The organism is Tepidisphaeraceae bacterium (genome assembly GCA_035998445.1).
Lineage (GTDB): Bacteria > Planctomycetota > Phycisphaerae > Tepidisphaerales > Tepidisphaeraceae > DASYHQ01.
Genome location: DASYHQ010000013.1, coordinates 229,183 through 253,272 on the forward strand (window position 1 = coordinate 229,183; position 24,090 = coordinate 253,272).

Below are 24,090 nucleotides of genomic sequence, written 5' to 3' on the forward strand. Positions count from 1 at the left end.
AGCGGGCGCACGACGGGTTGTCACCCCGATGGGAGCCTCAGGCGACCTGAGGGATCTCGAATTACGGACGGTTCTCGGCCTTGGGAGATGGGTGAGGTCGGCAAGCATCCCATCAGGATGACACGTCCTGATCAACGCGCCGGTTTTGCCCGCCAGCCTTAAGCCTCAAGAAGACCTGTTTTTGCCTTTTTTCCTCCCTGCGCACTGTATTTCATGCTAAATTTTGACGCTCGCGCGGCGAGCCTGTATGGTTTCACAACACAACTGAAACTGTTTGACAACCTTTCGCTGTTAGGGGCTTCGAGATGGCTGAACGGCCGAGAAAGTCGATTTACGACCTGGCGGACACCCTTGGCGTTTCCGCCAGTACCGTCAGCCGAGTTTTGAATCAACGCAGTGGCATCGGTGAGGCGACCCGGAAGCGCGTGCTGGCCTCGGCCAAACGTGCTGGGTTTCGGCCGCGCATGACCGCTAGGCAGCTCACCGTGGCAGTCGTCATCGATCGCCATCGCTTCACCACGTTCGGCGGCTTCGTGCCGAACCTGCTCAGCTGCCTCGTCGAGACGATCTCGAAGCACGAGGTCGCCGTCGAATTGCTCACCGAGCATAACCTGGAGCGCCTCGATCGCCGGCTGATCGATGGCGTGGTCGCGATGGCGTGGGACGACGCGACGATCGATTTGCTGAAAAAGTTGAACGACGTGCCGGTCGTCACCTTGAACCGCGTCGACGTGCCCGAGTTTTCCGCCGTTGCCAGTGACCATCGCCAGCACGGTGAGATGGCGGTCGACTATCTGGCGGGACGCGGGCACACGAAGATCGCGATGATCTGCGAGGAGCGCGACAACTGGGGTACGCGCCAGCGGCTTGAGGGGTTCATGTCGCGCCTGCAGGCGCTCGGGTTACCGGTGGATGAGGATTCCGTGTCGTACACGGACCACCAACCGATGTACGGCCTGCTTCGCCGGTTGACCACCATTGCCAGGCCGACTGCACTGTTCGTGGCCAACGAAAGCCTAGGGCTTGAGGCGATGTACATCCTGCAGCAGGTGCTGCAAGTGCGCGTGCCGCAGGACATCTCGCTGTTGGGGATGGATTCGGCCCAGGTATCGCAGTTCCTGGCGCCGCCGCTGACGGCAATTGCGCAGCCCATGGCCGAGGTCGCCGACCGCGCGCTGAGCGTGCTGTTGAGCCAGATGGGTCAGAAGCAAAAGCCCGAGCACGTTATCCTTGAGAACCGGCTGATCGAACGCGAATCGGTCGTTTCACTGCCTGCGGAAAAGCCGCGGAAGTGAGCATGATCGGCTGCGGGCTCGGCGGGCGATGAGCCCGTGGCTCCACTGGCCGAACTCGTCATTCGCATTCGACGCATCACAGTTATGGAACGCCCCTTGCAAGCCGTGCCAGTCGCCTGAGAGCGACCGACACTGCACCAAGGGAGCACGACCATGGCTGTGAAACTCAAACCCATCGAAGAACAGACGATCGTCATCACCGGCGCCAGCAGCGGCATCGGCTTGGCCACCGCGAGGATGGCAGCCAGGCAGGGGGCGCGCGTCGTTTTCGCGTCGCGCGATGAGCCCGCATTGCGCCAGCTGGAGATGGAGATCATCGACGCTGGCGGGCAGGCGCTGGCGGTTCAGGTGGACGTGTCGAACGTCGACGATGTCCGCCGACTGGCAGACGTTGCCATTGCGCGGTTCGGGTCGATCGACACGTGGGTAAACAATGCCGCGGTCGCGATCTATGCCCGTGCCGACGAAACCGAAATCGGCGACGCCCGGCGGCTGTTCGACGTGAACTTCTGGGGCCAGGTTTACGGTTCCAAGACCGCGATGGACCATTTCAAGCAACAGGGCGTGCGGAATGGTTACGGTAGCGCGCTCATCAACGTCGGCAGCACCGAGTCCGATCGCGCCCTGCCGTTGCACAGCATGTACTCGGCCAGCAAGCACGCGATCAAGGGCTTCACCGACGCAATGCGGATGGAACTGGAAGAGGCCGGCGTGCCGGTCTCGGTCACGTTGATCAAGCCCGGCTCGATCAACACGCCCTTCACCGAACACGCGCGGAACTACATGGGCAACGAGCCCGACTATCCGCCTCCGGTGTACGACCCGAGCGTGGTTGCTGAGACGATCATCTACGCCGCCACACACCCGGTGCGCGACCTGTTCGCCGGCGGCGGTGGGAAGATGATCAGCGCGATGGGCACGTACTTGCCGCGCATTACCGATTGGTTCATGAAGCAGACGATGTTCAAGCAGCAGCAGAAGGACGTCCCGACACGCACCGGCGACAACCTGACCACCGGCACGCGTGGCGAACTTCAGGAACATGGCAGCCATCCGGGCCATGTGATGCGATCCAGCCTCTACAGCAAAGCGACGATGCACCCGTTGCTCACGTTGGCGATCATCGGCGCCGCCGGCCTCGCCATCGCGGCGGCCGCCAATCCGCCAAGTCAGGTGAAGCGCCGCGGATCGCTCACACGACGGCGAGACGGGGTAGCGACGCGGTTGCGCGATCTGGTCCAGTAGCACGGGACGTTGCCGACGAGGTGCCTATAACGCGGGCGGGATGAGAATTCAGGTGCGGAGCGGAGCTACCCGAAATCCCCATTTGCGACCGCCCTTCAACGTCCGATAATGCATGTTATGTTAAGTTCAGACAATGGTTTACGTACGGGAATGATACCCTAACATCGGTGCCATAACCCTAGAAACTGCCAATCTTTGTAGAATCGCAATAGGAGCCAATCTGAGCGACGTTTCCGCACCGGGACGGCCCGCGACCCCTCCAACGTCCGAAAACGCGTTGGCGCGGCCAATGCGCTCGCTACGCGCAAAATGGCGCTTTGGAGTTAAGTGCGCCCTGCAGCGGTCCGATCATGGGATTGTGGTGCTGGCTCGCACCCAAACGCCCCTGACGACGGTCGGGGGCATTTTTATGCGCCGACCCGGCGGGGGCTCTGGTAAACTGCTTTTGCCGGTGGTGATCCCCGCTTGACGTTCCCCCCCTCGTCTTGCACCCGCCGGTTTTTTTATGCGCCGGCCGATTGCGCTTAACCCGCGCTCCCAACGCGCCGAAAAGCGCAGCATGAGCAGCGACGATGCACAGAGCGTGATTGAAGAACTGGTGGCCGCGCACCCGGAGGCGAGCGACACCGGTGCCGGCATTCGCGCCGAGCTGCAGCAGCTGACGCCCCCAGAGCCGGCCCCAAGCGTCGTGCCAGAGGGTTTCGTCGGCCCGGAGGGTTGGAACGCGGCCGACCACCGGTACCCGCCTGAAAAGACCTGGCGTGGCGGCTGGCGCAAATTGCGGCGGGGCGCTGCAGCGCATCGAAAGAACGTCGCGCTTCAAAGCGCCGACGGCGGCGCGTCGGCCGACCCGATCGCCGGCGAAGCGCCTTTGATGACCTTCGACGCCAACCAGGCGGCGCAGTCGACGTGCGATTTGGCTTTCACCGTCGCGCCGATGTTGCTCGATAGCCTGGCCAAGCTGCCAGCGCCGATGACGTGGGCACCGACGGACAAGGAACGCGCCGACGTGCAGGAAGCGCTCGCGCGGTTTTACAAAGCGCACCCGGAGTACGCTTTGGATCTCCCGCCCGGCCTGGCGCTCGCGGTGACCGTCGCCGGCTACGCCCTGCCGCGCATGTTGGCAATGCCGGCGGTGCAAGCGCTCATGGGCATGAAGCGCAATCAAAGCGCCGATGGTGCGCAAAGCAACGATCAACACGAGGCGCTTCGCCATGCTGCATAACCACACCGTCGGCGGAAGCGCCAGCGGCAAGACGGCGCTCAACAAACTCTTCTGCGCCGGGCTGTCGGCCGCCGGCATCAAAACGGTTGTGCTGGATCCGCTGCGCGACGGTGGATGGGACAGCGACTTCGTCACGCACGACCCCGACACGTTCTGGCGCTGGACGCTGAAGCAAAAGCCCGACGCGCAGGTGGCGCTCTTCTGGGAAGAGGCGGGCATGAGCGTCGACCGGGAAGACAAGCGCTTCAAAATGGCGGCGACGACCGGCCGGCACAGCGGCTGGCGGATCTTCGTTATCTCGCAGTCGTTCAAGCAGGCGCACCCGCAGGTCCGCGACATGTGCAAAGAGCGCTGGGTGTTCAACTGCAAGCTGGAAGACGCGATCGCCCTGGCGAAAGAGTGCAACCACCCGCAGCTCAGGACCGCCGCCAACCTGCCCCCGCTGCACTTCTTCCGCGTGCGGCCGTTCAAGCCGCTGCAGAGCGGCATCATCACGTTCGGGCGCAGGCCGACATTTTCCCTGCGCGAAGTTAAAGCAGCTGCCTAAAGCGCCGATACAGGCATCAGCGAGCCAGCTAGTTCAATTGCAGACGTTCAAAGCGCGAGCCAGCGCCGAGACCCGAAGGGTTCCGGTATGTGGCTCGCGTTCTTCATTTTGATCCTCATCGCCGGCGTCGTCCTGGCGGCGCTGCTGAACGGCCGCGGCCGCGCCTACGCCCTGCTGGCGATCGCCGGCATGCTGCTGGTGCTGCCGATCGGCTGCGCCGCGAGCGAGCCCTTCACCACTGCCAACCTAAACAAACACGCCCTGCGCGTCGGTGACGCTGCAGGGCAATTCGCAGTCACAGGCAATCCATTGCCTGTGCTTTTTCAAACCCTCAGCATGGCCTCGTTCGTGGTCGGCGGCATCGGTGCCGCGGTCGCTCGAAAGAAAGCGAAGCAGCTGAAGGAACGCCAGCGGCCGTGGACCGACGCTGAGCGGCAAGCGCATCGTGCGGCCCAATCCGCGGCGCATGGCCTGCCCCTCAGCATCGCGCCCACGCCGCGCGGATCCGAACCGACGTTACCCGCGGCGCGTGCCGCATGAGCATCCCGCGCGTGCGGTCGCTCTGTCTGCTGTTCGCGGCTGTCGCCGTGGCCGGCTGTGTTCATCAAACCCCGGCTGGGCCGGAGGGAAGTTTCCGTGAAGGGTTCCACCACCAAGATCCTCGTCCTGGCCACCGTGGCCGCGATCGCCGTCCACTTCGCCATGAAGCAGGTCGAGAAGCGCATCTAACTCAGCCCGACGCTGACGACATCATCCGGGCCGCGGGTGATGCGAACTCACCCGCGGCCCATCAGTGTGACATTGCAAGCGCGAGCCAACGCCGAAAACGTCCGTTCTAGTTCAACCGCGGCCGCATGCCGCAAAGCGAAAAGATCATGCTCCGCACAATCGTCCGATCGACCAGCAACCAGCGTAAGAAGATCAAGCGCGGCAACACGGCGCAGTTCATCAGCGCCGGCCGCGAGGCGATCAAGCTGCAGACCGATGGTGGCTGGCAGAAATACCTGTTCATCAGCCTGGCCGGCACGCTGACGTTCGCGGCCGGCGCGAACAACACGCGCACCGCCGCCAAGCCCGGCGACGAATGGGCGCTGGTGAAGAACCTGAAGATCGTCATGTTCGGCAAGGACATCTGGAACGGCAGCGGCGAGGAACTCCGCGCGATGCAGCGCGTTTGGTTCGGCCGCGACGCGCAGACCGTGCCCGCCCTGGGCGACGGCACCACGGCCAGCGTCGTGTTCGACTCCACGCTGGTGTTCCCGTTCGTCGACAACGAGACGATCCGCCCCTACGACACGCTCCACGACGGCCGCAGCGTCGGCGACGCCCGGCTGGAGATCGAGTGGGAGACGACCGCCAACGCCAACAGCGGCGCGACGGCCGCGGCGGCGCAGCTGTCGACCACGCTCTACAACATGTTCGGCTACAGCGGCATCCCGGTCGACCTCAAGCGCCACGTGCGCAACCAGGGCACGATCGCCGCGGCCGGCGAGATGACGATTGAGCTGGACATCTACGGCCAGTCGTTCATCAGCCACGTGCTGCACGTCGAGAGCAACAGCACGGGCGCCGACCTGCCCAACGTCGTCACCGCGATCCGCATCGAGAACGGCGGCGACGATCCGATCGACCTGAGCATGGAGCAATTCCGCCAGGCCTACAACCTGCTGGCGCAGACCAGCACGGACCTGCTGCAGACGTCGGCCGACCAGCAGTACTTCGCGGACCCCTACCGCAGCGACGGCAGCGACGCCCGCGCCTGGCTGTACGTGCCGCACGTCGACCCGATCGACAAGCTGGCCACCGAAAGCTACGACACGACCGGCACGCAGGTCCTGCGCCTCATCATCACCTGCAACGCGGCCTGCAAGGTGACGGTGCTGTCGAACGTGCGCGAGCCCGACCCGAAAGCGGCGCTCGCGGCCTAACGCCCGACTGTTCCCCCTTTCCTGGACACCCGGCCGGCGGTTCGCTCCGTCGGCCGGGCTTGGACGTGACCCCCTGGAGCTGCGCAAATGGTTTTCGATTCACCATCACCGCCCGCGACGTCGATGCCGCGGACAATGACGATGGGCATGACGCCCAAGCAACAGCTGCAGGCGCAGAAAATCGACCTGGCCAAAACGCGGGCGATCGAAGCGCAGGAAACGAAGCGCCAGCAGATCGCGGCGCGTGAAGCTGCAGCGGCAAAGCGCCAGCAAGAGGCGACGGCCCGGGCGCAGGCTGCAGCTGCAGCGAGGACCGCGGCGGCGCAGGCCCGCACGGCCGCGGTCGCAGCGAAGTCGCAGGCCTCGGTCGATCGCGCCGTTGGCGTGCAAACGCAAAAGACGTTGGCCAGCAGCAACAAGTACGACAACTACGCGAAAAAGCTGATCGAAGTCGAGAAGCAAAAGACAGTGCAAAAGCTCGGCACGGCCGCATTCGTCGGCACGGTCGACCAGACCACCGGCGCGACGTTCCTGCCCGACACCGCGGGCATTACCGCGTTCCTCGGCGGCATCGGCAACATGATCGGTGGCAACAGTGCGCCGCGGTACGTGTCGGCAACCACCGACCTGGCCACCTACCCGCCGGCACCGGCCGACGACGTGGGCGCAGTACCCATTTACAAACGACCCGCCGCGATCGCAGCTGCAGCTGCAGTCGCAGTCGTGGCGATCGGCTTTACGAAGGGCTGGTTTAAGTGAGCAAGTTTAGCGAACTCCTTGGCGGCGACGGCAACGCGACGAATCTGGTAAGCGGCATCGGCGTCGGCCTCGGTTCTCTGTTCGGCGGTCCCGCCGGCGGCCTGGCAGCTGCCGGCGTGGCCAGCACGTTCGCCGGCGGCAAAAAGACCGTGGCCAACCCTGCGCCCGCTGCGCCTGCGCCGTTCCTGGTGCAGCGCCAACCGATGCCCGTCGAAACGGTGAAGCTGGCACCTGTGCCGGCCGACAACACGAAACTTTACATGATCGCCGGCGGCGCTGCCGTCGTCGTGCTGCTGGCGGTCATGCTCGCGACGCGCAAGTAACCAGCTGCAGGCCTGCGCCGCGCAGATCTGCGCGGCGTGGATCTCCGGCCGGTGGATCTACCTGGAAGGGCTCGACCAATGGCAAAGCTAATTATCGCCGGCGTGACGCGCGAGATTCAGAGCGAAGACGACGTGCTGCCGGCATACAAAGCGGAGCAGGACTTTCAGGCGGCGGCGCTCGGCCGGCCGTTGACGATCGACGAACGCGCGAAAATCCTAGAGCCGATCCGCGTTGCTGCCGGCATGCGCCCCACCGGTGCAAACAAGCCCTACACGCTCAACGGCCAGACGTTCGACCTCACGCGCCCGCCGTCGACGCTGGACCTGCTGCCGGCCGCGGTGGCGGAAGTGACGCGCGAACGCGTCGCGCAGGTGGCCGGCGTCGTGCCGTCGGCGTTCGGCCTGCTGCCCACGAAGTACAAGTTTGCAGCTGCCGGCGTGGCCGTCGTCGCGGCGTTGTTCGGCGCGGCCTACCTCAAGCGGAGCTTTGCTTAAAATGGAACCACGCTACAAAGCCGTCGGATACTTCACCCCACGCGAGGGCGGCCAGTACGGCAGCGCATCGTCGGCTGCGGCCGGCGGCGTGCCGTCGATGAAGTCGCTCACACTCGACCTGAGCGTCGCGACGACGGATAAGGAATATCCGATCAGCGGCAACGTGCTCTGGTACCTGGACAGCACGGCTGCCGGCGATCGCCTGCAGGTGCGCTTCGATGATTTCGGCAGCGACCCGCTGCCCTGGCGTCCGGGGATCTCGATCGTCGGCCGCACCTACGGCCGCGTGTATCTCTCCTGGGCGGCACAGCCCGGATCCATCGCGGTCCTGGCGTACACCAACGACCCGGCCGCGACCGAACTGCAGGTGGTGTAAGTCGCCCGCAGGGGTTTTCCGTTTCACCAGGTAGACGCAATGGGCATGGGCATCGGTTCCAGTTTCAACAAGGGCGACCGCGGCGACGTGGGCCCGGCCGGCCCCGCCGGCGCTGCCGGTGCTGCAGGCGCGACCGGCCCGGCCGGCGCTGCAGGTGCTGCAGGTGCCACGGGCGCACCGGCCGGCCGCAACCTGCTACTCAATCCCCGCTTTCGTTGGGCGCAGCGTGGTACGTCGTTTTCGGCGAACGCGGGCAACGCGCTTGATCGGTGGCACGTTAGCCGCACGCTCACGACGGTTGGCACGTTCGCGCGTGCAAGCATCGTGCGCGGCGTCCTGGCAGCGGAACCGTCGTTCATCGGGCGCGTGTCTGTGACCACCGCGGGCGCGTCGACGACGATCACGCTGGCGCAGCGCCTGGAAGACGTCGTGCGGCCGGCCGGTACCTACGCCTACTCGTTTTGGGCCAAAGCGACGACGGCCGCGGCGATAAACGTCGGCCTGGTGCAAAACTTCGGGAGCGGCGGATCGGCCGACGTTGCGAGCGCAACCGGCACGATCGGGCTGTCGACCAGTTGGGCGCGTTACAGCGGCAACCTGGCGGCGGCGTCGATCGCCGGCAAGACGATCGGCGCCGGTCACTACCTGGCGTTTCGCCTGGCGTTTCCTTCCGACGCGTTGAACGTGTTTGAAGTGGCCGACGTGCAGCTGGAATACGGGACCGCGGCGACGGAGTTTGAAATCGTGCCCGATGCCGTCGACCTGCAACGCTGCAGGCGCTACTACCGCAAAAGCTACGAAGTCGACTTCGCGCCCGGCGCTGGCGGCACGGCGCTAAACGCGATCGCCTATTACGCGCCGGCCATCAACGGGGAATGCGCCCCGTTCGTTGCGTACGACCCGCCCATGCGAGCGGTACCGACGACGCGTTTCTATTCCAGCGACTCGGCCGCGGTCGACAATATCCGCAACCTGACCGACGGCGTCGACCTGGCAGTAACCGCCCCGGCCGTCGTGTCGACAAACGGGCATTACGGAATCAATGCCGCGCACACCGCCGGGAAGGTGTATCGCTACCACTACGCGGCCGACGCGGAGTTTGCATGAGCTTCAAGCTAACCAGGGGATTCGCGGCCGCCTCGGCCGACGACGTCGCGCTTGCGGAGCTGCAGGCGCTAACGCGCACGTACTACGACCCGCGGAAGTTCGCAGACACCTACGCTTTGCATGAGTACCCGTCACCAGGCATCACCGGCGGGAAGTGGGAAACGTTCTACAACTCGGACAACAGCGGCGGGCAGTGGAACCAGGTGCTCGAGCGATTCCAGACGCCCGCGATCGACCTGCGCCAGATCGGCAGTCGCGCACGCCTCCCCGATGGCTACGGCAGCACGCTGGCCGGTAATACCGCGTTCGGCCGTTCCGTCGTCGCGTACCTGATCGACGCGACGTACACGCCCCTGTTAGATCGCGTCGGCGTCGAGGCATCGGTTATCCCCTCAAACAACAACTTTGGTTCGCCCCCGTCGACCGCGATTCACCTGTTCTGCAAGGCGAACGCGAGCAACGGCACCGGCGTCGTGCTCGGCATCTACAACAACCAATTCCGAGTCTTCGGGCTTTACGACGACGACAACGACGGCACCCCCAACGCCATCACCCACGGCACGATTGGCCACACGTTTTCGCGCACGGCCTATACCCGCGTCGGCATGTTCGTCGTCGGCAACACGGTCGAGGTGAAGATTAACGGCGTCGTCGCCGGCACGGTGAACACGACCGGCGCTGCAGGCCTGGCCGGCGGGCTCGTGGGGTTCGGCATCGGGAAGGACGTCAACGCCTACCACAGTTCCGACCTAGCCTGGCCGATCGTCGCCGGCCTGCGCGACTTCACCGTTACGCGCTTCGGTTAAATTTGACACTCCCCCACCCATGGCGCTACCGTCTCGCGCCGATGCCCAACCCGCTGAACATGCTGGCGCAGACGTTCGAGGTGCGCGTTAACCCTGACAACGATTTGATCGTGAGCGTACAGAGCGCCCCGCGCGGCGATCGCGTGACGTGCGCGAGCACCTGGGACGTGTCGGCACAACTCGCGCAGCAGCTGCAGGACGCGCTCAACGCGCTCAACCAGGCGAGGCTAGACGACGACGCCACCGCGGCGGTCGACGGCACGATGGCTAAGTGGTGGGCGGCTTCGGGTTGAACTTGCGCAGCTGCGCCGACATTTCCTGCAGGAGCGGCCGCGCGTCGGTGATGCGCTCGCGCAGCAGGTAGAGGTTATCACTATCGAGCAACTTGGCGGCACAGGTGCGCCACCCTTGGCGAAAGTAGTGGTTTTCGTTTGCCTGGTACGGCGTCGATTGCTCAATCTCAGCAATGACCTCCCCCGCTGTGGCCAGGACGGCTGAGATCTGCTTCACCAACGCAGCGGCCACGTTGCGCGGCGCAGGATCATCGAACGGTGGCAAGCGCTTGCCCGCGTTGTACGCGGCCTGCGCCACCTCATCGGTGCTGCCGTCGCCGAACGGTTCCACCTTCACGCCGACGACGGTGCCCCGCCTGGTGACGTAGTGGATGACCTGCGCGACCGCTTTGCCGTCGTCGGGTTCCGGTGCTGGCGCTTCTTCTCCGCGGACGATGCTGATCCGCATGGTGCTCCCCTCGTTAGTGCCATGGGTGGAACGTCGAATAAAAAGCAGCGGCGGGCAAACGGTGGCTCTACTTCCGATGCCCGCCACTGCGCCGAAACGACCGTCGATTACGCTTAGTCGGCCGACGTCGACGACTTCACCGCCCCGCCGTCGACGGCGAGCTGGTCGCCGCGCTTAACCAGCATTTGCACGCGGTGCTGTTCAGCCAGGCGATCGACGCCGGCCGACGTGCAAAGCGCGTGAAGCGCCGCCTCCACGTGGACGCTGTGGCGGCTTTGCTCTTTGGCCCGCGTGGTTTCAACGTCTAAGCGCTTCTGCTGCAGCGCGATCAACTGATCCAATTTTGCCGCCAGCTGCGCCGCGGCCGTGGCGATCGGCTTTAAGTCAAACATGGTGCCTCACCTGTCTAGGGTCGTGGTGGAAGTCACTAACTTTGCATGGAAGTCAACTAATTCACTTCCTCGATCGCCGGGCCAACCGTTGGCCAGACACGTTGCACGACTTTGGTTTGCTGATGCGCGTTCGACATGACGCGCATTACGAATCCGGGGCTGTGCTTGGCGGCCTCGTCGATCGCCGCGGCCTCGGTCGCGTGCTGGGTGCCGCCGCCGTGGCGAATCACGAGGTAGTCGACGTGGTAGTTGGTTTGGCGGCCCATGCGGTCACTTTCCTTTCGCCGGCTTTTTCGCTGGCGCTTTCTTTTTGGACGATCGCGGCGGCGTCGTTTTGGCCAGCACTTCCTTAGCGATCTGCACGGAACTCTTGCGCGTTGGCGCTTCGCCCTTCGTTGCGTAGCCCTGGGGGTCGAGTTTGATTTTGGCCATTGGCGCTTTCTGCCGGCATCGCCGGCGATGAATGAAACAGGAACATTTGCCCGGCGGCGTCTACGCGCCCGGGCGCTTCAAATCCGCACGTTGCGGAAAGTGGATCGTGGTGGTGTTTTGCACTCAACGGTCACCTGCCGGCGCTTGCTCGAGCGCCTGTAGCAGTCCGCGCTTTACAGCTTGACCGTGGAGCATGCTATGCCAGAGAGGCGAGCCCAACGGGCCGGTTGCCTTCCTTATGTTCTCCAATCCCTGGCGCAGAACCGGGTCGGCGATCGCCAGCACTTCCTTCACCAGCGCATCAAAGTCAGCGCGGGGAAGACTTCTAAGCGCCTCCTCCTCACGACTCTTTTTGGTTTCTGCCGCTACGCGCCGCTGGCGCTCAATCGCTAGATCCTCCTGAACGTGCTCAGGTTTGGATGTCTGGCGGCGATCTTCGGCTGTCATGGGCGCGCTGAACTTCTTTCGGATGGCGGTCGCGATGAACGCCTGGCGGGTGCTTTTCAGCTTCCCGTTTGCCTCTAACCAATCGCAGCGCGTTACAGCGATTCCAATCTGCTTCACGCTGCAATTCGGGTGGTCGGCGAGGCTCTGCGCTTCCCCTTCTTCGAAGCCCTGCGCCAGCAGCAGCGGCACACATGCAAATGCTTCTGCATTAGCAGAAGCATAGTTAAATAAGGTATCCCCACCGCTGGTGTCCGCGGGCGCGGTACTCCGCCCATTGGTGGCGCGCGCCCCGAGTGCCGCGCCAGCGACCCCTGGGCGCGCGCCTGAGGTACCTGGCGTACCTGAGGCGCGCGCCCGGGGTACCGCGCCCGCGGTACCCTCTCTGAGGCTGGCAGGCGGCGGCCCATCGTCTGGCCTCAGGAGCGGAAGCGCGTAGATGGAGGTGACGTGGCCTGTACCCTCTACCACTTTTTGAATGATCCCCTTCGAGGCCAGCGACTTGAGCGACGTATGCGCGATCGACTTGCCAAGCTGTGTGATTTCACGCAGCTTGCCAACCGACACCTTAATGAGCATGTAGTCGGGCGTGACCTGGGCGGCGTCGATCCAGCGCGTCATCGCGACGAGACCCGCTAATTCACTGCCCGTCAAGCTGGCGAAGTGCCCGCCGTCGATCAACTCACGAATGAAGCGGCCCCTCAACGTGTCCTCGGTGGACACGTTGATGTCGTATCTAGCGGGTTCGACGTTAGAAAGGAGCAGCGTTTGCGCCGCCGTGAGAATGGGGGCGCGATCGGATGCGTCCATGGACGCTCCGCTTTCTTGGGACCTGCGGGACTTGTGCCCAACCGCACGGCCCGCGACGATCCATCGAAGAGGGTTGACGTTCGGGAAGGCGTGCGGTCGCTAGGCCCAAGTCCCATCTTAGCCAGAGCGGACGCACTCGCAGGGCTTGCCGGCCCTGGTCGAACTGGCGGCAACCAGTTCGACAGCACGTCCTAATAACCGCCCGCCTTCCCGGTCGTCAACTTCCTACTACGAATCGGTGCTCGACAAAAACCCGGATTACGTACTCGCGTGGCACCTGCTCCGTCGCGACCGGCGACGTCGGCGCTTCCTGCTTTGGCGGCACGGGTGAGTGCCGAACTTGTGCAACCTTTTGGGATCTACGCAGCTGACGCCACCCGCCCCGCCAAGTCTTATCTGGCGGGTAACTGTGCTTTTCGACCTTCCACCCGCGCGGCCCCTTGAACCCATCGGGTGCAACGCCTAGCTCTACCTTCGGCACGTCCGCTTCCATTCTCACTCCCTTGCTAACCCCCCTCCCCCACCGCCTTGACAACGCTGCTATCCTAAGTTTTATTGGGCCTAACATCAAGAAGCTGAATGCATGTTATGTTAAGCTCGACACACATTCAGAAGCGGGTGGGGTCTGTTCGCTGGGCAGGCGTAGGATGTGATGATCTTCGGCAGCTTTTAAACCGACGTGGACGTCTTCTGATCAAGTATCTGCCGTCACTAGACTTACCGCCCCCATTGGGCCGCCAAAACCGGCGGCGAGACAGATCGATCGATGCACGGTTCGGCGTACGGGTGCCTGAGCTACTTCGCAGTGGCGTGCGGTCAGCGGAGCGCTTGTGTTCGCATTCCCTGGAACTAACCCGCGTTGGTGTCCCAAGCAGTTCAGCACCACCGACACCATCCCAGCGGCTCCCAGTGCATGGCCCAGATGGGCTTTGTGGGAATAGATTGTCGCCGGTGCGTTGCGTCGTGCCCCAAGGGTCGCATCGATGGCGGCAAGTTCGATCGGGTCGTTGACGACGGTGCCGGTGCCGTGGGCATGGACCAGATCGACAGGCCGGTTCCCAATGACCTGCGATAGAATATGCCGTAGCGGCGCGCCAGAGGCGTCGCTGGCGGTCAAATGTGACGCGTCGCCGGCCAGTGCGAAACGTTCGATTCCGACGATCGCCCGACCCGTACTCGGACTCCGTTCCAGGCAGACCGCAGCGGCGGCTTCGGTCATCAGGAAACCGGCTCGGGTAACGTCGAAGGGTCTACAACCGTGACCGGCCGGTGGCAGTACGCCTAAACGCTCGAAACTGCTGATAAACAAGGGATGAACCGACGCTTCGGTCGCGAGAACGATCGCCCGGTCGGCCTCGCCGACCTGTAGCATCACGCATGCGCGGATCAACGCGTGCAACCCACTGGCGCAGGCAGCGGACAAGGTCGTCCGGGGGCCGTGTGCGACATCTAAGGCCGTCGCCACACGCTGGGTAAGGCCAGACAGGCCAAACTCGGTTCGACGCCCCGCCGGCGGCTGATTATCGGACGTAAGGGTCGGCGGGGGGCTGATCCAGTCTTCGATCTCCCCTTTGCTCGTCCCGAGCACGATGGCCGTGCGATCATCGCGAAGTGTTGCACGCGACCACCCTGCCTGCTCGATCGCCTGCCGCGCCACGTTCGCCGCCGCGGTTGCCGCGCGTGATCCGTATTCGCGGCTGATGTCCAATTGGGAATGGTCACGAACGCAACGCGTTGAATCGACTAGCGCGTGCCACGTCGCGTCGACGGTCGAGCCGAGTACCGTCGTAAGGCCTAGTCCCGTGATGGCAGGAAAGTTCGACACGTTGCCGACATGTTACACGATCGCGCTCCACAGTCTCGAATTGCGGCGATGCGACCTACGAAGAAGCACGAATCGGAAGATCGGCTTGGCACCGCTTCCGATTCGTGCTTAATGGTGCCCTTTCGTGGGCACTTTTTCCGTTCGCAGCGGCCAGAACGCCTTTAGCGGGTCGCGGGCGCGAAAGCGGCCATAAGCGCGCGTACCTTCCGGGCTTCTACCGTCCGTGTGCCGGTGTTGTACATCAGCACGGCCACCTGGCCGCTGCGATGGTCCAATACGTACAGGGCATCGGCGCCGGCGTTGGTGCGGGCCGTGACGAGCGAATAGTCCCGATCGCGAACCACTTCCTGCGCGTGGGCCGCTTCGGGAAGCAGGTAATTGCCGATCGCCAGGACGACGGCGGTCAGCGACAGGAGGCCGATGGTGAAGTTCTTGTTCTGCATGGCGTTTGGCTCCTGTGGGTTTAGCGGCGCTTGCGGTCCGTGGTGCCACCGATCGTCTCACCGGCCGCGAATACACGGCCCAGGTCCAGCGGCGCCATCATCGAGATGTCGTCGCGCGGCTCATCGTAGCTCATGGCGCTCAACTGGCCCGTGCTGGTGTCCAGCACGTAGATGATCGCAGCGCTGCCCGTGCCCAGGGCACCGGGGATCATGATGTAATCGCCCGGTCGACGATTCGCCTGCGCGTGGGCGGCGTTGTCGGGGAACAGGCGGAACAGGAACGCGCCGGCCAGCACTGCGTTGAGCAGCACGAGCGACCATAAGACGGGCTTCTTCATCAGGGTGCCTCCAATTGGCATTGTGTCTCGACACGGCCTCTATGGGAACGGACGTTGTATGACGGCGTAGCAGCAACCAATCAGGCCGCGCCAAAAATTCGATCGGCGATCAATCTAGATGCGACCGCTGCGCGTCTTTGAACAGCACCGCCAGCGTGATGATGCCCAATAGCATCAGCAACATCCACATGACCGCGGTCGAACCCTCGGTCGCCACCTTGGATGGGTACCCTTCCAGGCGAGCGTCAATGACGGTCTCGGTATCGCCCGGGGCGGCATGCAGATCGGTGGCGGTGGTGGTGAACGCGGCGATGCTGAGGATCGCCGACAACAGAACTCGTGAGCAGCGACGGGCCATGCGTTTCATCATAACCAGCTTTCGAGCGGGCGGGCAAGCGTTTGAAAGTCAGCAGCGGGCAGGCAGACCGTTTCCCACTTGGCGCTGCGCCGCCTCATGTGATTGCGATACTCGGCAAGGTCGATCCCCATCAACAAGTACCATCGGTCGCGAAACTCGTACATCCCCGGTTCGGGCGTCAGTGGCGCGTCGATCCAGTAGACGAAGCTGAGCAAGGCACGAAAGCCTTCGCCGAACACCTGTTCCCACTGCATGAGGTCGGTAACGTCCTGTTCGGTCGTCCACGTTTCGAAGCCACTGCGCTTCGCCTTATTGCGACACGACCGCCCTTTCACGTCGATCAGGAGATTTGGGCCGGCCTTGCTGTAGACGACGAAGTCGAAGCTCTTCAACTTCGCGTCGGCGAAGAGGGCCTTCTTGGCCTCGTCAACGGCAACATAGGGCACGCCGCGCGAGCGGAGGTAACCCTCGAACGCGGCTTCGTAATGGATCGATCGGTCGGCCACTTCGCGTTAGTCCCCCAAGGGTCGGGTCCGGGATCGTCCCGGATTTTGATCCGGTGTTCCGATATAGCCACCGGCTCCCGGTGGTATTTCTTTAGATTGAGGAAGGACCGCGGGCAAGCCCGTGGCTATGCAACAACGCTCACTTTACCAACGGTAAGGGTCTGCGTCCCTTCACGGTTAACGCCACCGGTGCGCGCACCACGGGCAACACGTTCGGCCGCGTCGACTTCGGCAACTTCTGACGCTGGGCCCGGCGGCGCTGGTTGACCTTCTTGGCCCGCGCTTCCTCAAGGGCCGTCTCCGCGTACTCCATCAAGTGCTCGGCGCTCGTGAAGAGCTGTTCAAAGTCGTACTCGCCGCCGTGGTAGTCGCAGTTGTCGGTCGTGTACTTGCGGCAGATGGCGGGGCGCGTCTCGTAGATGCCGCAGCGGTTGTCGTCCTGCAGGTGCTTGCAGCGGTTCAACACGCCGACGTACCACTGCGCTTTCTCGATGTAGACGACGATGTTCTGGTGGATGAGGTACCAGCGGATGTCGTCGTAATCCTTACGCGTCTCGGGGTTGTCGATCGGCAACGAAATGTAGCGGCAGCATAGCGCGGCGCACTGGTCGCAAAGGCTAGACATGGTGGCGTCGGCTCCGTCTCAGAAAAAACAACAAGGCGTACGACTTCGCAAGATGCGGATTGTAGCGTTCTTGTACCCGCCCGTGCTAAATTCTCCACCATGCGCGTCATCGCGGGTGAATTTCGTGGGAGAAATCTGCTGGCGCCGGCGAGCGAGGTCACGCGGCCCGTCACCGATCGCGTGAAGCAATCGGTCTTCGACATCCTGTCGCCGTACATGGACGATGCGGTCGTCTACGACTGCTTCGCAGGCACCGGCAGCATGGGGCTGGAATGCCTGAGCCGGGGCGCGGCCCATGCGACCTTCTTTGAGGCAGATCGATCGGCCGCCGAGCGGTTAAGGCGGAACATTGGCACGCTGAAGGTTGAGGGGCGCAGCACCGTCGTCGCCACCGATCTGTTCAAGTGGTTCAGCACCGCTCGCAAGCCCGGCAGCCGCCCCGCCGAACTGATCTTTCTCGACCCGCCCTACCGATTTCTAAACGAACGGCCGGAGGAATTACGCAAACTGGCCGAGGCCTTCGCGGCGCGGCATTTGTCGCCGACCGCGTTGGTCATCTTCCGCCACGATGCGAAGGACGCGCTCGAACTGCCCGCCCTGCACGTTCGCGACGTTCGAGAGTACGGCTCGATGACGGTCGAATTGCTCGGCCTGCCCCCCAACGGCGACGCGCCACCGCAGTAGTATCCAGTGGAGAGGCGACCGCCGTTATGCCCATACCCCGCTATCGCTTCTTCGGCACGAAGGACGCCGCCCTGGCGGGGTCGTTGCAGTTCTCGGCCAGGCAGGTGGTTGAAGGGCTGATCACCGGCCAGCACAAGAGCCCCCACAAGGGCTTCAGCGTCGAGTTCGCCGAGCATCGCGAGTACACGCCCGGCGACGAACTGCGGCACCTCGACTGGCGGGCGCTGGCGCGGTCCGACCGCTACTACGTGAAACTGTACGAGCAGGAGACCAACCTGCGGGCCACGCTCGTGATCGACACGAGCAATTCGATGCGGTTCGCTGGCAAGATTGATTACGCCAGGCACCTGGCCGCGTGCCTGGCTTACCTGCTCTCAACGCAACAGGACCTCGCGGGGCTGATCGCGGTGGATGAGACAGTGCGCGTCGAGCTGCCGCCGGGCTCGTCACCGACGCACCTGGATCGGCTATTTAAGGAGCTGGAGCGCATCGAGCCCGGCAACAAAAGTGACTTGCCCGGGCAGTTGCACGCGTTGTCCGAGCGACTGCCCCGCCGGAGCATGGTCGTGCTGGTCAGCGACCTGTGGACCGAACCCGACGACCTTCGGCGAGCGCTCCAGCACCTGCGATACCGCAAGCACCAGGCGATCATCATCCACCTGCTGGACAAGGCCGAGACCGAGCTGTCGTACGAAGGCCAGATTACTCTGGAAGACCTGGAGACCAACGAGAAGATCCAGATCGACCCGGCCGACCTGCGCGAAACGTACCAGAAGCAAGTCGCCGACTATCTGGCCCAGGTGCGCCGCGCCTGCAGCGACAGTGATGTGGAGTATCACGATCTGTACGTCGACCAACCTTATGACAAGGCGCTCGTGCGGTTGTTGTCCCGTCGACGGTGAAACGGGGAGTACTTGGAACAACGATTCCGCAGATTCCGCAGATAAGAGAGCGAGAGAGAGAGAGAGAGAGAGAGAGAGACGGCCCATCACGCTCTTCATCTGCGTAATCTGCGCAATCTTTGTTCCGGTCTTCCTCGACTGAATTTATGTTCGGATTAGATTTCCTATTCGCCTCTGCCCTGTTCGCCCTGCCGATCGCGGGGCTGCCGGTGTTGCTGCATCTTTTGTTTCGGAAGAAGTCGCCGGTCGTGCAGTTCAGCACCATACGGTTCATCCGCTCGAGCATGCAGCGGACGGCGGCGAGGCGCAAGTTGCAGCGGTGGCTGTTGCTGGCGTGCCGGGCGTTTCTGTTGCTGCTGCTGATCTGGGCGATCGCGCAACCGGCCCATCGGGCGGCCGCGAACTGGCTTGGGTCGGCCAAAAGCCCCATCGCGGCAATCGTGATCGACACCAGCTATTCCATGCTGCTGAAGGACCGCGAGACGCCCCTGCTCGACTCCGCCGACGCCGCTGTGCAATCGCTGTTGCGCCAGCAACTGGCCGGCGCGCGGGTCGCGGTCTTCCGTTCGGATGTGCCACCGGCAGATCAGCCGGAGACGTTGCGCGAGTCGGGCGAATGGCTGACGGATTGGTCGCCGCTTCAGCCCACGCCGGCCGGGATGCCACTGGCGGAGCGCATCACCGCGGCCACGGAGTTTCTGAACGATCAGTCGGCCGATCAGAAATGGCTCTTCGTGCTGAGCGATTTTCAATCTCGCGAGTTCCCACGGCCAGTGACCGCACCCGGCGACGTGCGGGCCGTCTTCATCGACCTGCACGCTGACGACGCTCGGTCGGCCGGTGTGACGAACGTCACGGTTCAACCGCAACGGCCGATCCCCGGCGTGGGCAGTGATGCCGTGGTGTCGATCGCCGGGCGGGCGGGCGAATCACGCGCGGTCACGCTTCGGGTCGCCAGCCCGGCGGGCGATGTGTTTTCGGAAAGCACGTTGGTTGGCACGCTGGATCGTGCCGGCCGGGCGCAACTGCGGTTTCCACTGAAGCTGCCGGCCGAGCGATGGCTGACGTTGACCGCGAGCCTGCCCGCTGGCGATGCGTCGGAATGGGACGACTCGCGAACCCATTTGATCGAGGTGCCACCGCGACGGGTGGTGTCGCTCCTCGCGCCCTCGCCCGCCCCACCGGCCGAGCGATTCCTACGGCTGGCGCTCGACCCGTCCGAAGGCGCCGACTCTGCGTGGCCGCTGTTGGTGAAACCGGCCCAAGCCATTGCGCCTGATGCGCAAGTGGCCGTCGCGATGCTCTCGGCGTGGCCGGCGGCAGAACGCGTGCAGCAGTTGTCACGCTTCGCGCAGTCCGGCGGTGTCGTCATCGTTGCGCTTCAACCCGGTTTGGAAGAGTCGTGGTCTGCCCTGTCGGCGGATCGTCAGGCAGCGCTCGCGGATTTCCTGGGTGGCACACCCGCTCCGCGCTCGCCGACCGGCACCTTCACGGCGTTGGCCGGTAGCGGCGCGGCTACCGTGCTGGAAGGTCTGAACGACCCTGCGATGCAGCTTGCTTCCGTCTCAGCCCAGCGATTCGTACCGCTCGCGGAAGTCGCCGGCGATTCGGAGGTCGTGCTGTCGCTCAGCCGGTCGTCCGGGGTTGGCAGCGAACGGCCATTGCCGTTGCTGTTGCGCCAGCCGCACGGCGCCGGCGCAATCTTCAGTTTGACGACGCTCCCCGACCCCCGCTTCACGAACTTGCCGACGCATCCGGTGTTCCTGCCGACGCTGGTTCGGATTGCCGTCTCGGGCACGGGGGGTTCGACGCCGGCGAACGTGGAGATCGGTCAGCCGATCGTGTTGCGCGATCGGTCGTTAGACGGTCGCCCGCAACTGAACCTGGAGACGCCTCGCCAGGAGCGTTTCGTCCTGCCGGCGAATCGGGATGAGGGGGGCGTCTCGTTCGTGTTCTCGAACACTGGGTCGCCAGGCATTCACACCATCACCACCGCCGAGCGTGCTGAGCCGGTGGCGATGGCGAACGTTCAGTTGCCCGGCGCGGAGGCGGAAGTGGACCGCCGCGAGGCGGCCACGGTGGCGTCGGGAGATAACGTGGTGGTCGTGCGTTCGGTGGAAGAGCTGCAATCGAAGTTCGCGACGTTGTCGGAGCCTGAACCGCGATGGTCGACGCCGATCGCGCTCGTGCTGGTGTTGCTGTGCTTCGAGTCGCTCATGGGCAGCGTGACCAGCGCATGGCAGTGGCCAATTTGGGGTGCGACGCGTACGGAGCGCTGAGTTCTTTCCAAATAGCCGCCGGCTCGCCGGTGGTCTTTCCTCCCATGGAACCGAGGACCACCGGCAAGCCGGCGGCTATGTGAAGCCAAAGTCCGCGTTTCCGACCCCTTCGTGGATCGCCCCGCTCAGGCTATCTTTGCGGCTCGATGAATGCTCCTAGCTCACCTTCGCGCGAACACGCGGTGGCCGTCGTACGGCGGCTGCGCGATGCGGGCCACGTCGCCTACTTCGCCGGCGGGTGCGTGCGCGACGAGTTGCTGGGACTGCCCGCGAAGGATTTTGACGTCGCGACCGACGCGCCGCCAGACAAGGTGCGGTCGCTGTTCCGCAACACGCAGGCCGTCGGTGCATCCTTCGGCGTAATCCTGGTGCGCATCGAGCGGAGCCAGATCGAGGTTGCCACCTTCCGCACCGACGGCCGCTACACCGACGGTCGCCGGCCAGACGACGTTCGCTTCAGCACGGCTCAGGAAGACGCGCAACGCCGTGACTTCACGATCAACGGCATGTTCCTCGACCCGCTCACGGGTGACGTGGTCGACTACGTCGGTGGACAAGCGGACCTGGCCGCCCGCCGATTGCGAGCCATCGGCAATCCCGACGAGCGCTTTACTGAGGACCACCTGCGCCTGTTGCGGGCCGTTCGGTTTGCGGCTCGCTTTGGCCTGAAGATCGAAGAGGCGACCGACGCTGCTATCATCCAGCACGCGCCGCTTCTGGCCCGTATCAGCCCAGAACGCATCGCAGAAGAACTTCGGCGGATGCTGACGCCGGCCACGCGCGACAGGGCGTACCACCTCCTGCGAGAGTACGGCCTCCTGGACGTTATTCTGCGATTCTTGCCGGCCGCTGGAACGCAAATCAATCCGGCCGTCGACGGATTGCTACCGCGAATCACAGGCTTTACCGGGACCGAACCCATTTCATTCAGCCTCGCCCTGGCGGCGGCTAGCCTGGAGCATCGCGGTCGAACGGACGATGTGTTGCATCTCACTTCGCCGACGGAGGTGAGGCGTACGTGTGCCGCGCTGCGCCAGGCGTTGAAGATCAGCAACGACGAGGAACGGGCGATCACCGAGACGCTGATGATCGGTCCGTTGATTGGCGATCAAGTTCCGGCAGTCGCGCCGTTGAAACGTTTCCTGGCCACGCCGCATTCGCGCGATGCGTGGCTGCTCATGCGGGCGCTCGGAAAAGATGCGCTTGTGGGCCCGGTTCTGACGCAGCTCAGTCAGACGGACTGTGCGCCCCCGCCGCTCGTAACGGGTGATGATCTGGCCGCCGCAGGCATGAGACCGGGGCCGGCATTCAAGCGCATCTTGGACAGCGTCTACGATGCACAACTGGAGGATCGGGTGAAGTCGAAGGATGAGGCGCTCGAACTGGCAAAGCGCATGGCGTGACGCGAGCGTTTGGGTGCCGCTGGTGGCACAGAGGCGGGACTACTTGCTGCCCATCGCGCTGACGATCTGTTTCAGGTCGCCCACCTGGGTGATGCGCAGGCCGAAGTTTTCACCGACCTTGACGGCCTCGCCCATGCCGATTGGCTTGTTGTTGATCAGCAGTTCCAGCGGCTCGTCGCTGCTCTTGGCGAACTCGAGGATCGCGCCGACACCGAGTCGCATCACTTCTGACAACAGCAGTTTGCGCTCGGCCAGCTTCACGATCACCGGCACGTTGAGGCGCAGGATGCGCTGCAACTCGCCGTTGGTGGGCGTGTTAACGGGCTTGGGTTGGCCTGAAAGGAGTGGCACGTGCGTTCCCGGTTGTGGCACGCCCAACGCGTGCTGCACAACGTGATTATCGGCACGACGCCACCGAAGGCAATACCCGCAATTGCTACGGATGACCCCGTCATATAGCCCCGCGCTTGCCGGGGGTGCTTGGTCTGAACGAAGACCCCACGCAAGCCGGGGGCTATGCGGTTATTCCACCCGATCAGGCTCATCGGGATCCCAACACCTTGACGACGCTCAAAGGCAACGCGACTCTTTAACCCATGGCGATAAGTGAACTGCCGCTAAGTTACTGCACCAATGTTCATCCGGGCCGGTCGATCGCCGAGGTGAACGCGGGGCTGGATCGCTACACCGTCGACATCCGCAACCGATTCGGCCATCCGCTGGCGGCGGGGTTGTGGTTGGCGAGTCCGGTGGTATCGGAGCTGGCCGCCTCGGATGAGAAGCTGCGAGCGTTCGCCGCGGGCGTGCAGGCTCGGCGACTGCCCTGCTACACGCTGAACGCCTTTCCGTATGGCGATTTCCATAGCGAACGCGTTAAAGACCGGGTCTACCTGCCCGATTGGAGCCAGCCCGCGCGGGCCGCCTATACCCGCCAGTGCGCACAGGTGCTGGCCCAGTTGATGCCGGCCGAAATCACTGACGGTAGCATTTCGACTGTGCCGCTGGCGTTCAAGGGTCACCCGCATGACGCCGGCTTTACCGATCAGTGCATCGCGGCGCTGTTGGACCTGTCGCAGTTCCTGACCGACCTCGAACAACGGACGCAGAAGACGATCCGGCTGGCCATCGAACCTGAGCCGTCCTGCGTTCTTGAAACGACCGCTGAGGCGCTGGCGTTCTTCGAGCGTTTGTTTGCCGCCGCGAGGGCGCGCGGGGCCGAGGCAATCGCCCGGCGGCATCTGGGTGTCTGCTTCGACGTCTGTCACCAGGCGGTGGAGTTCGAGGACGTCACGGCGTCCATCGCCACCATTGATGCTGCTGGCGTGCGAATCAACAAGGTTCACGTCAGCTGTGCGCTGCAGATCGACCGCCCCGCAACCAACGCCACCGCCCGCGAGGCGCTTCGGCGGTACGTCGAGCCGCGTTACCAGCATCAAACCACCGCCCGCACGTCCACCGGAGCCGTTGTGCAGGAATTGGATCTGACCGGCGACCTGCTGGACAATCCACCAGCCGAATTCGCGCACGCCGCTGAGTGGCGCATTCACTTTCACGTGCCGATCAGCGACGCGCAGATCGGCCCGCTGCGCACCACGCGCGACGCCCTGCCCGCCGCGTTCGACGCCGTGGCGAAGCTGGATTATGCGCCGCATTTAGAGTTGGAAACCTATACCTGGGAAATCATGCCCGGCGAAGGCCCCCCTAATCTGGCTGCCGGCCTGACCCGGGAGTTGATCGCCGCCCGGCAGATGATCGAGCAAGCCCGCCGCTAACCTCTGGCGGCCGCGGTTGTCTGACCGGGA

30 protein-coding genes are annotated in these 24,090 nt (G+C 64.0%); 18 read left to right on the forward strand and 12 right to left on the reverse strand.

Going from position 1 to position 24,090, the window contains the following annotated elements; translation table 11 throughout:
- Window positions 1-305 precede the first annotated feature (305 nt).
- The 13 genes from VGN72_04255 to VGN72_04315 all read left to right on the forward strand — a co-directional run bounded on the left by VGN72_04255 (window position 306) and on the right by VGN72_04315 (window position 10,399).
- Window positions 306-1,295, forward strand: coding sequence for a LacI family DNA-binding transcriptional regulator (locus VGN72_04255; protein ID HEV7298554.1), 990 nt, complete (start codon window positions 306-308; stop codon window positions 1,293-1,295).
- A 153-nt stretch (window positions 1,296-1,448) separates the two neighbouring features.
- Window positions 1,449-2,540: an SDR family oxidoreductase gene (locus VGN72_04260; protein ID HEV7298555.1), complete on the forward strand. Its 1,092-nt coding sequence runs from the start codon at window positions 1,449-1,451 to the stop codon at window positions 2,538-2,540.
- A 559-nt stretch (window positions 2,541-3,099) separates the two neighbouring features.
- Window positions 3,100-3,765 (forward strand): hypothetical protein, encoded by a 666-nt coding sequence (locus tag VGN72_04265; GenBank protein ID HEV7298556.1) that lies wholly within the window; start codon window positions 3,100-3,102, stop codon window positions 3,763-3,765.
- Window positions 3,755-4,312 carry a hypothetical protein gene (locus tag VGN72_04270; GenBank protein ID HEV7298557.1) on the forward strand — a complete coding sequence of 186 codons (558 nt, stop codon included), beginning with the start codon at window positions 3,755-3,757 and terminating at the stop codon, window positions 4,310-4,312. Before VGN72_04265 ends, VGN72_04270 begins: the two co-directional genes overlap by 11 nt.
- A gap of 87 nt (window positions 4,313-4,399) precedes the next feature.
- Window positions 4,400-4,852: a hypothetical protein gene (locus VGN72_04275; GenBank protein ID HEV7298558.1), complete on the forward strand. Its 453-nt coding sequence runs from the start codon at window positions 4,400-4,402 to the stop codon at window positions 4,850-4,852.
- Between the two features lie 335 nt (window positions 4,853-5,187).
- On the forward strand, window positions 5,188-6,240 hold the full coding sequence (locus VGN72_04280; protein ID HEV7298559.1) for a hypothetical protein: 1,053 nt from the start codon (window positions 5,188-5,190) through the stop codon (window positions 6,238-6,240).
- Between the two features lie 141 nt (window positions 6,241-6,381).
- Window positions 6,382-6,999 carry a hypothetical protein gene (locus VGN72_04285; GenBank protein HEV7298560.1) on the forward strand — a complete coding sequence of 206 codons (618 nt, stop codon included), beginning with the start codon at window positions 6,382-6,384 and terminating at the stop codon, window positions 6,997-6,999.
- Complete coding sequence (locus tag VGN72_04290; protein HEV7298561.1) at window positions 6,996-7,322, forward strand: hypothetical protein; 327 nt, start codon at window positions 6,996-6,998, stop codon at window positions 7,320-7,322. The genes VGN72_04285 and VGN72_04290 overlap by 4 nt, the downstream gene beginning before the upstream one ends.
- A 78-nt stretch (window positions 7,323-7,400) precedes the next feature.
- On the forward strand, window positions 7,401-7,817 hold the full coding sequence (locus VGN72_04295) for a hypothetical protein (GenBank protein ID HEV7298562.1): 417 nt from the start codon (window positions 7,401-7,403) through the stop codon (window positions 7,815-7,817).
- A gap of 1 nt (window position 7,818) precedes the next feature.
- Window positions 7,819-8,193, forward strand: a complete 375-nt coding sequence (locus VGN72_04300) for a hypothetical protein (GenBank protein HEV7298563.1) — start codon at window positions 7,819-7,821, stop codon at window positions 8,191-8,193.
- Window positions 8,194-8,238: 45 nt separating this feature from the next.
- Entirely contained in the window at window positions 8,239-9,300 is a 1,062-nt protein-coding gene (locus tag VGN72_04305; GenBank protein HEV7298564.1) for a hypothetical protein, read from the forward strand.
- On the forward strand, window positions 9,297-10,106 hold the full coding sequence (locus VGN72_04310) for a hypothetical protein (protein HEV7298565.1): 810 nt from the start codon (window positions 9,297-9,299) through the stop codon (window positions 10,104-10,106). The genes VGN72_04305 and VGN72_04310 overlap by 4 nt, the downstream gene beginning before the upstream one ends.
- Before the next feature lie 41 nt (window positions 10,107-10,147).
- Complete coding sequence (locus tag VGN72_04315; GenBank protein HEV7298566.1) at window positions 10,148-10,399, forward strand: hypothetical protein; 252 nt, start codon at window positions 10,148-10,150, stop codon at window positions 10,397-10,399.
- Here VGN72_04315 and VGN72_04320 read toward each other — a convergent pair.
- The 11 genes from VGN72_04320 to VGN72_04370 all read right to left on the reverse strand — a co-directional run bounded on the left by VGN72_04320 (window position 10,374) and on the right by VGN72_04370 (window position 17,020).
- Window positions 10,374-10,847 carry a hypothetical protein gene (locus VGN72_04320; protein ID HEV7298567.1) on the reverse strand — a complete coding sequence of 158 codons (474 nt, stop codon included), beginning with the start codon at window positions 10,845-10,847 and terminating at the stop codon, window positions 10,374-10,376. The genes VGN72_04315 and VGN72_04320 overlap by 26 nt on opposite strands.
- Window positions 10,848-10,960: 113 nt before the next feature.
- Window positions 10,961-11,239, reverse strand: coding sequence for a hypothetical protein (locus VGN72_04325; GenBank protein ID HEV7298568.1), 279 nt, complete (start codon window positions 11,237-11,239; stop codon window positions 10,961-10,963).
- 56 nt (window positions 11,240-11,295) lie between these two features.
- Window positions 11,296-11,505: a hypothetical protein gene (locus VGN72_04330; protein ID HEV7298569.1), complete on the reverse strand. Its 210-nt coding sequence runs from the start codon at window positions 11,503-11,505 to the stop codon at window positions 11,296-11,298.
- A 4-nt stretch (window positions 11,506-11,509) separates the two neighbouring features.
- A complete protein-coding gene (locus VGN72_04335) occupies window positions 11,510-11,671 on the reverse strand; it encodes a hypothetical protein (GenBank protein HEV7298570.1) in 162 nt (53 codons plus the stop codon).
- 123 nt (window positions 11,672-11,794) lie between these two features.
- Window positions 11,795-12,925: a hypothetical protein gene (locus tag VGN72_04340; protein ID HEV7298571.1), complete on the reverse strand. Its 1,131-nt coding sequence runs from the start codon at window positions 12,923-12,925 to the stop codon at window positions 11,795-11,797.
- 694 nt (window positions 12,926-13,619) lie between these two features.
- Entirely contained in the window at window positions 13,620-14,633 is a 1,014-nt protein-coding gene (locus tag VGN72_04345) for a beta-ketoacyl synthase N-terminal-like domain-containing protein (GenBank protein HEV7298572.1), read from the reverse strand.
- 278 nt (window positions 14,634-14,911) lie between these two features.
- Window positions 14,912-15,193 carry a hypothetical protein gene (locus tag VGN72_04350; GenBank protein ID HEV7298573.1) on the reverse strand — a complete coding sequence of 94 codons (282 nt, stop codon included), beginning with the start codon at window positions 15,191-15,193 and terminating at the stop codon, window positions 14,912-14,914.
- Between the two features lie 20 nt (window positions 15,194-15,213).
- Complete coding sequence (locus tag VGN72_04355) at window positions 15,214-15,531, reverse strand: hypothetical protein (protein HEV7298574.1); 318 nt, start codon at window positions 15,529-15,531, stop codon at window positions 15,214-15,216.
- Between the two features lie 109 nt (window positions 15,532-15,640).
- A complete protein-coding gene (locus tag VGN72_04360) occupies window positions 15,641-15,889 on the reverse strand; it encodes a hypothetical protein (protein HEV7298575.1) in 249 nt (82 codons plus the stop codon).
- An 8-nt stretch (window positions 15,890-15,897) separates the two neighbouring features.
- Window positions 15,898-16,395, reverse strand: a complete 498-nt coding sequence (locus VGN72_04365; protein ID HEV7298576.1) for an HYExAFE family protein — start codon at window positions 16,393-16,395, stop codon at window positions 15,898-15,900.
- Window positions 16,396-16,534: 139 nt separating this feature from the next.
- Window positions 16,535-17,020 carry a YkgJ family cysteine cluster protein gene (locus VGN72_04370; GenBank protein ID HEV7298577.1) on the reverse strand — a complete coding sequence of 162 codons (486 nt, stop codon included), beginning with the start codon at window positions 17,018-17,020 and terminating at the stop codon, window positions 16,535-16,537.
- Between the two features lie 99 nt (window positions 17,021-17,119).
- On the opposite strand from VGN72_04370, the gene rsmD reads away from it, so the two are divergent.
- The 4 genes from rsmD to VGN72_04390 all read left to right on the forward strand — a co-directional run bounded on the left by rsmD (window position 17,120) and on the right by VGN72_04390 (window position 22,288).
- Window positions 17,120-17,704 (forward strand): 16S rRNA (guanine(966)-N(2))-methyltransferase RsmD, encoded by a 585-nt coding sequence (gene rsmD / locus VGN72_04375; GenBank protein HEV7298578.1) that lies wholly within the window; start codon window positions 17,120-17,122, stop codon window positions 17,702-17,704.
- Between the two features lie 26 nt (window positions 17,705-17,730).
- Window positions 17,731-18,606, forward strand: a complete 876-nt coding sequence (locus VGN72_04380; GenBank protein ID HEV7298579.1) for a DUF58 domain-containing protein — start codon at window positions 17,731-17,733, stop codon at window positions 18,604-18,606.
- Between the two features lie 146 nt (window positions 18,607-18,752).
- On the forward strand, window positions 18,753-20,885 hold the full coding sequence (locus tag VGN72_04385; protein HEV7298580.1) for a BatA and WFA domain-containing protein: 2,133 nt from the start codon (window positions 18,753-18,755) through the stop codon (window positions 20,883-20,885).
- 146 nt (window positions 20,886-21,031) lie between these two features.
- Window positions 21,032-22,288, forward strand: coding sequence for a CCA tRNA nucleotidyltransferase (locus VGN72_04390; GenBank protein HEV7298581.1), 1,257 nt, complete (start codon window positions 21,032-21,034; stop codon window positions 22,286-22,288).
- Between the two features lie 39 nt (window positions 22,289-22,327).
- Here VGN72_04390 and VGN72_04395 read toward each other — a convergent pair whose 3' ends face one another.
- On the reverse strand, window positions 22,328-22,639 hold the full coding sequence (locus VGN72_04395) for a FliM/FliN family flagellar motor C-terminal domain-containing protein (GenBank protein ID HEV7298582.1): 312 nt from the start codon (window positions 22,637-22,639) through the stop codon (window positions 22,328-22,330).
- A gap of 245 nt (window positions 22,640-22,884) precedes the next feature.
- Here VGN72_04395 and eboE point away from each other — a divergent pair, with 245 nt between their 5' ends.
- Entirely contained in the window at window positions 22,885-24,060 is a 1,176-nt protein-coding gene (gene eboE / locus VGN72_04400) for a metabolite traffic protein EboE (protein ID HEV7298583.1), read from the forward strand.
- Window positions 24,061-24,090: the final 30 nt, after the last annotated feature.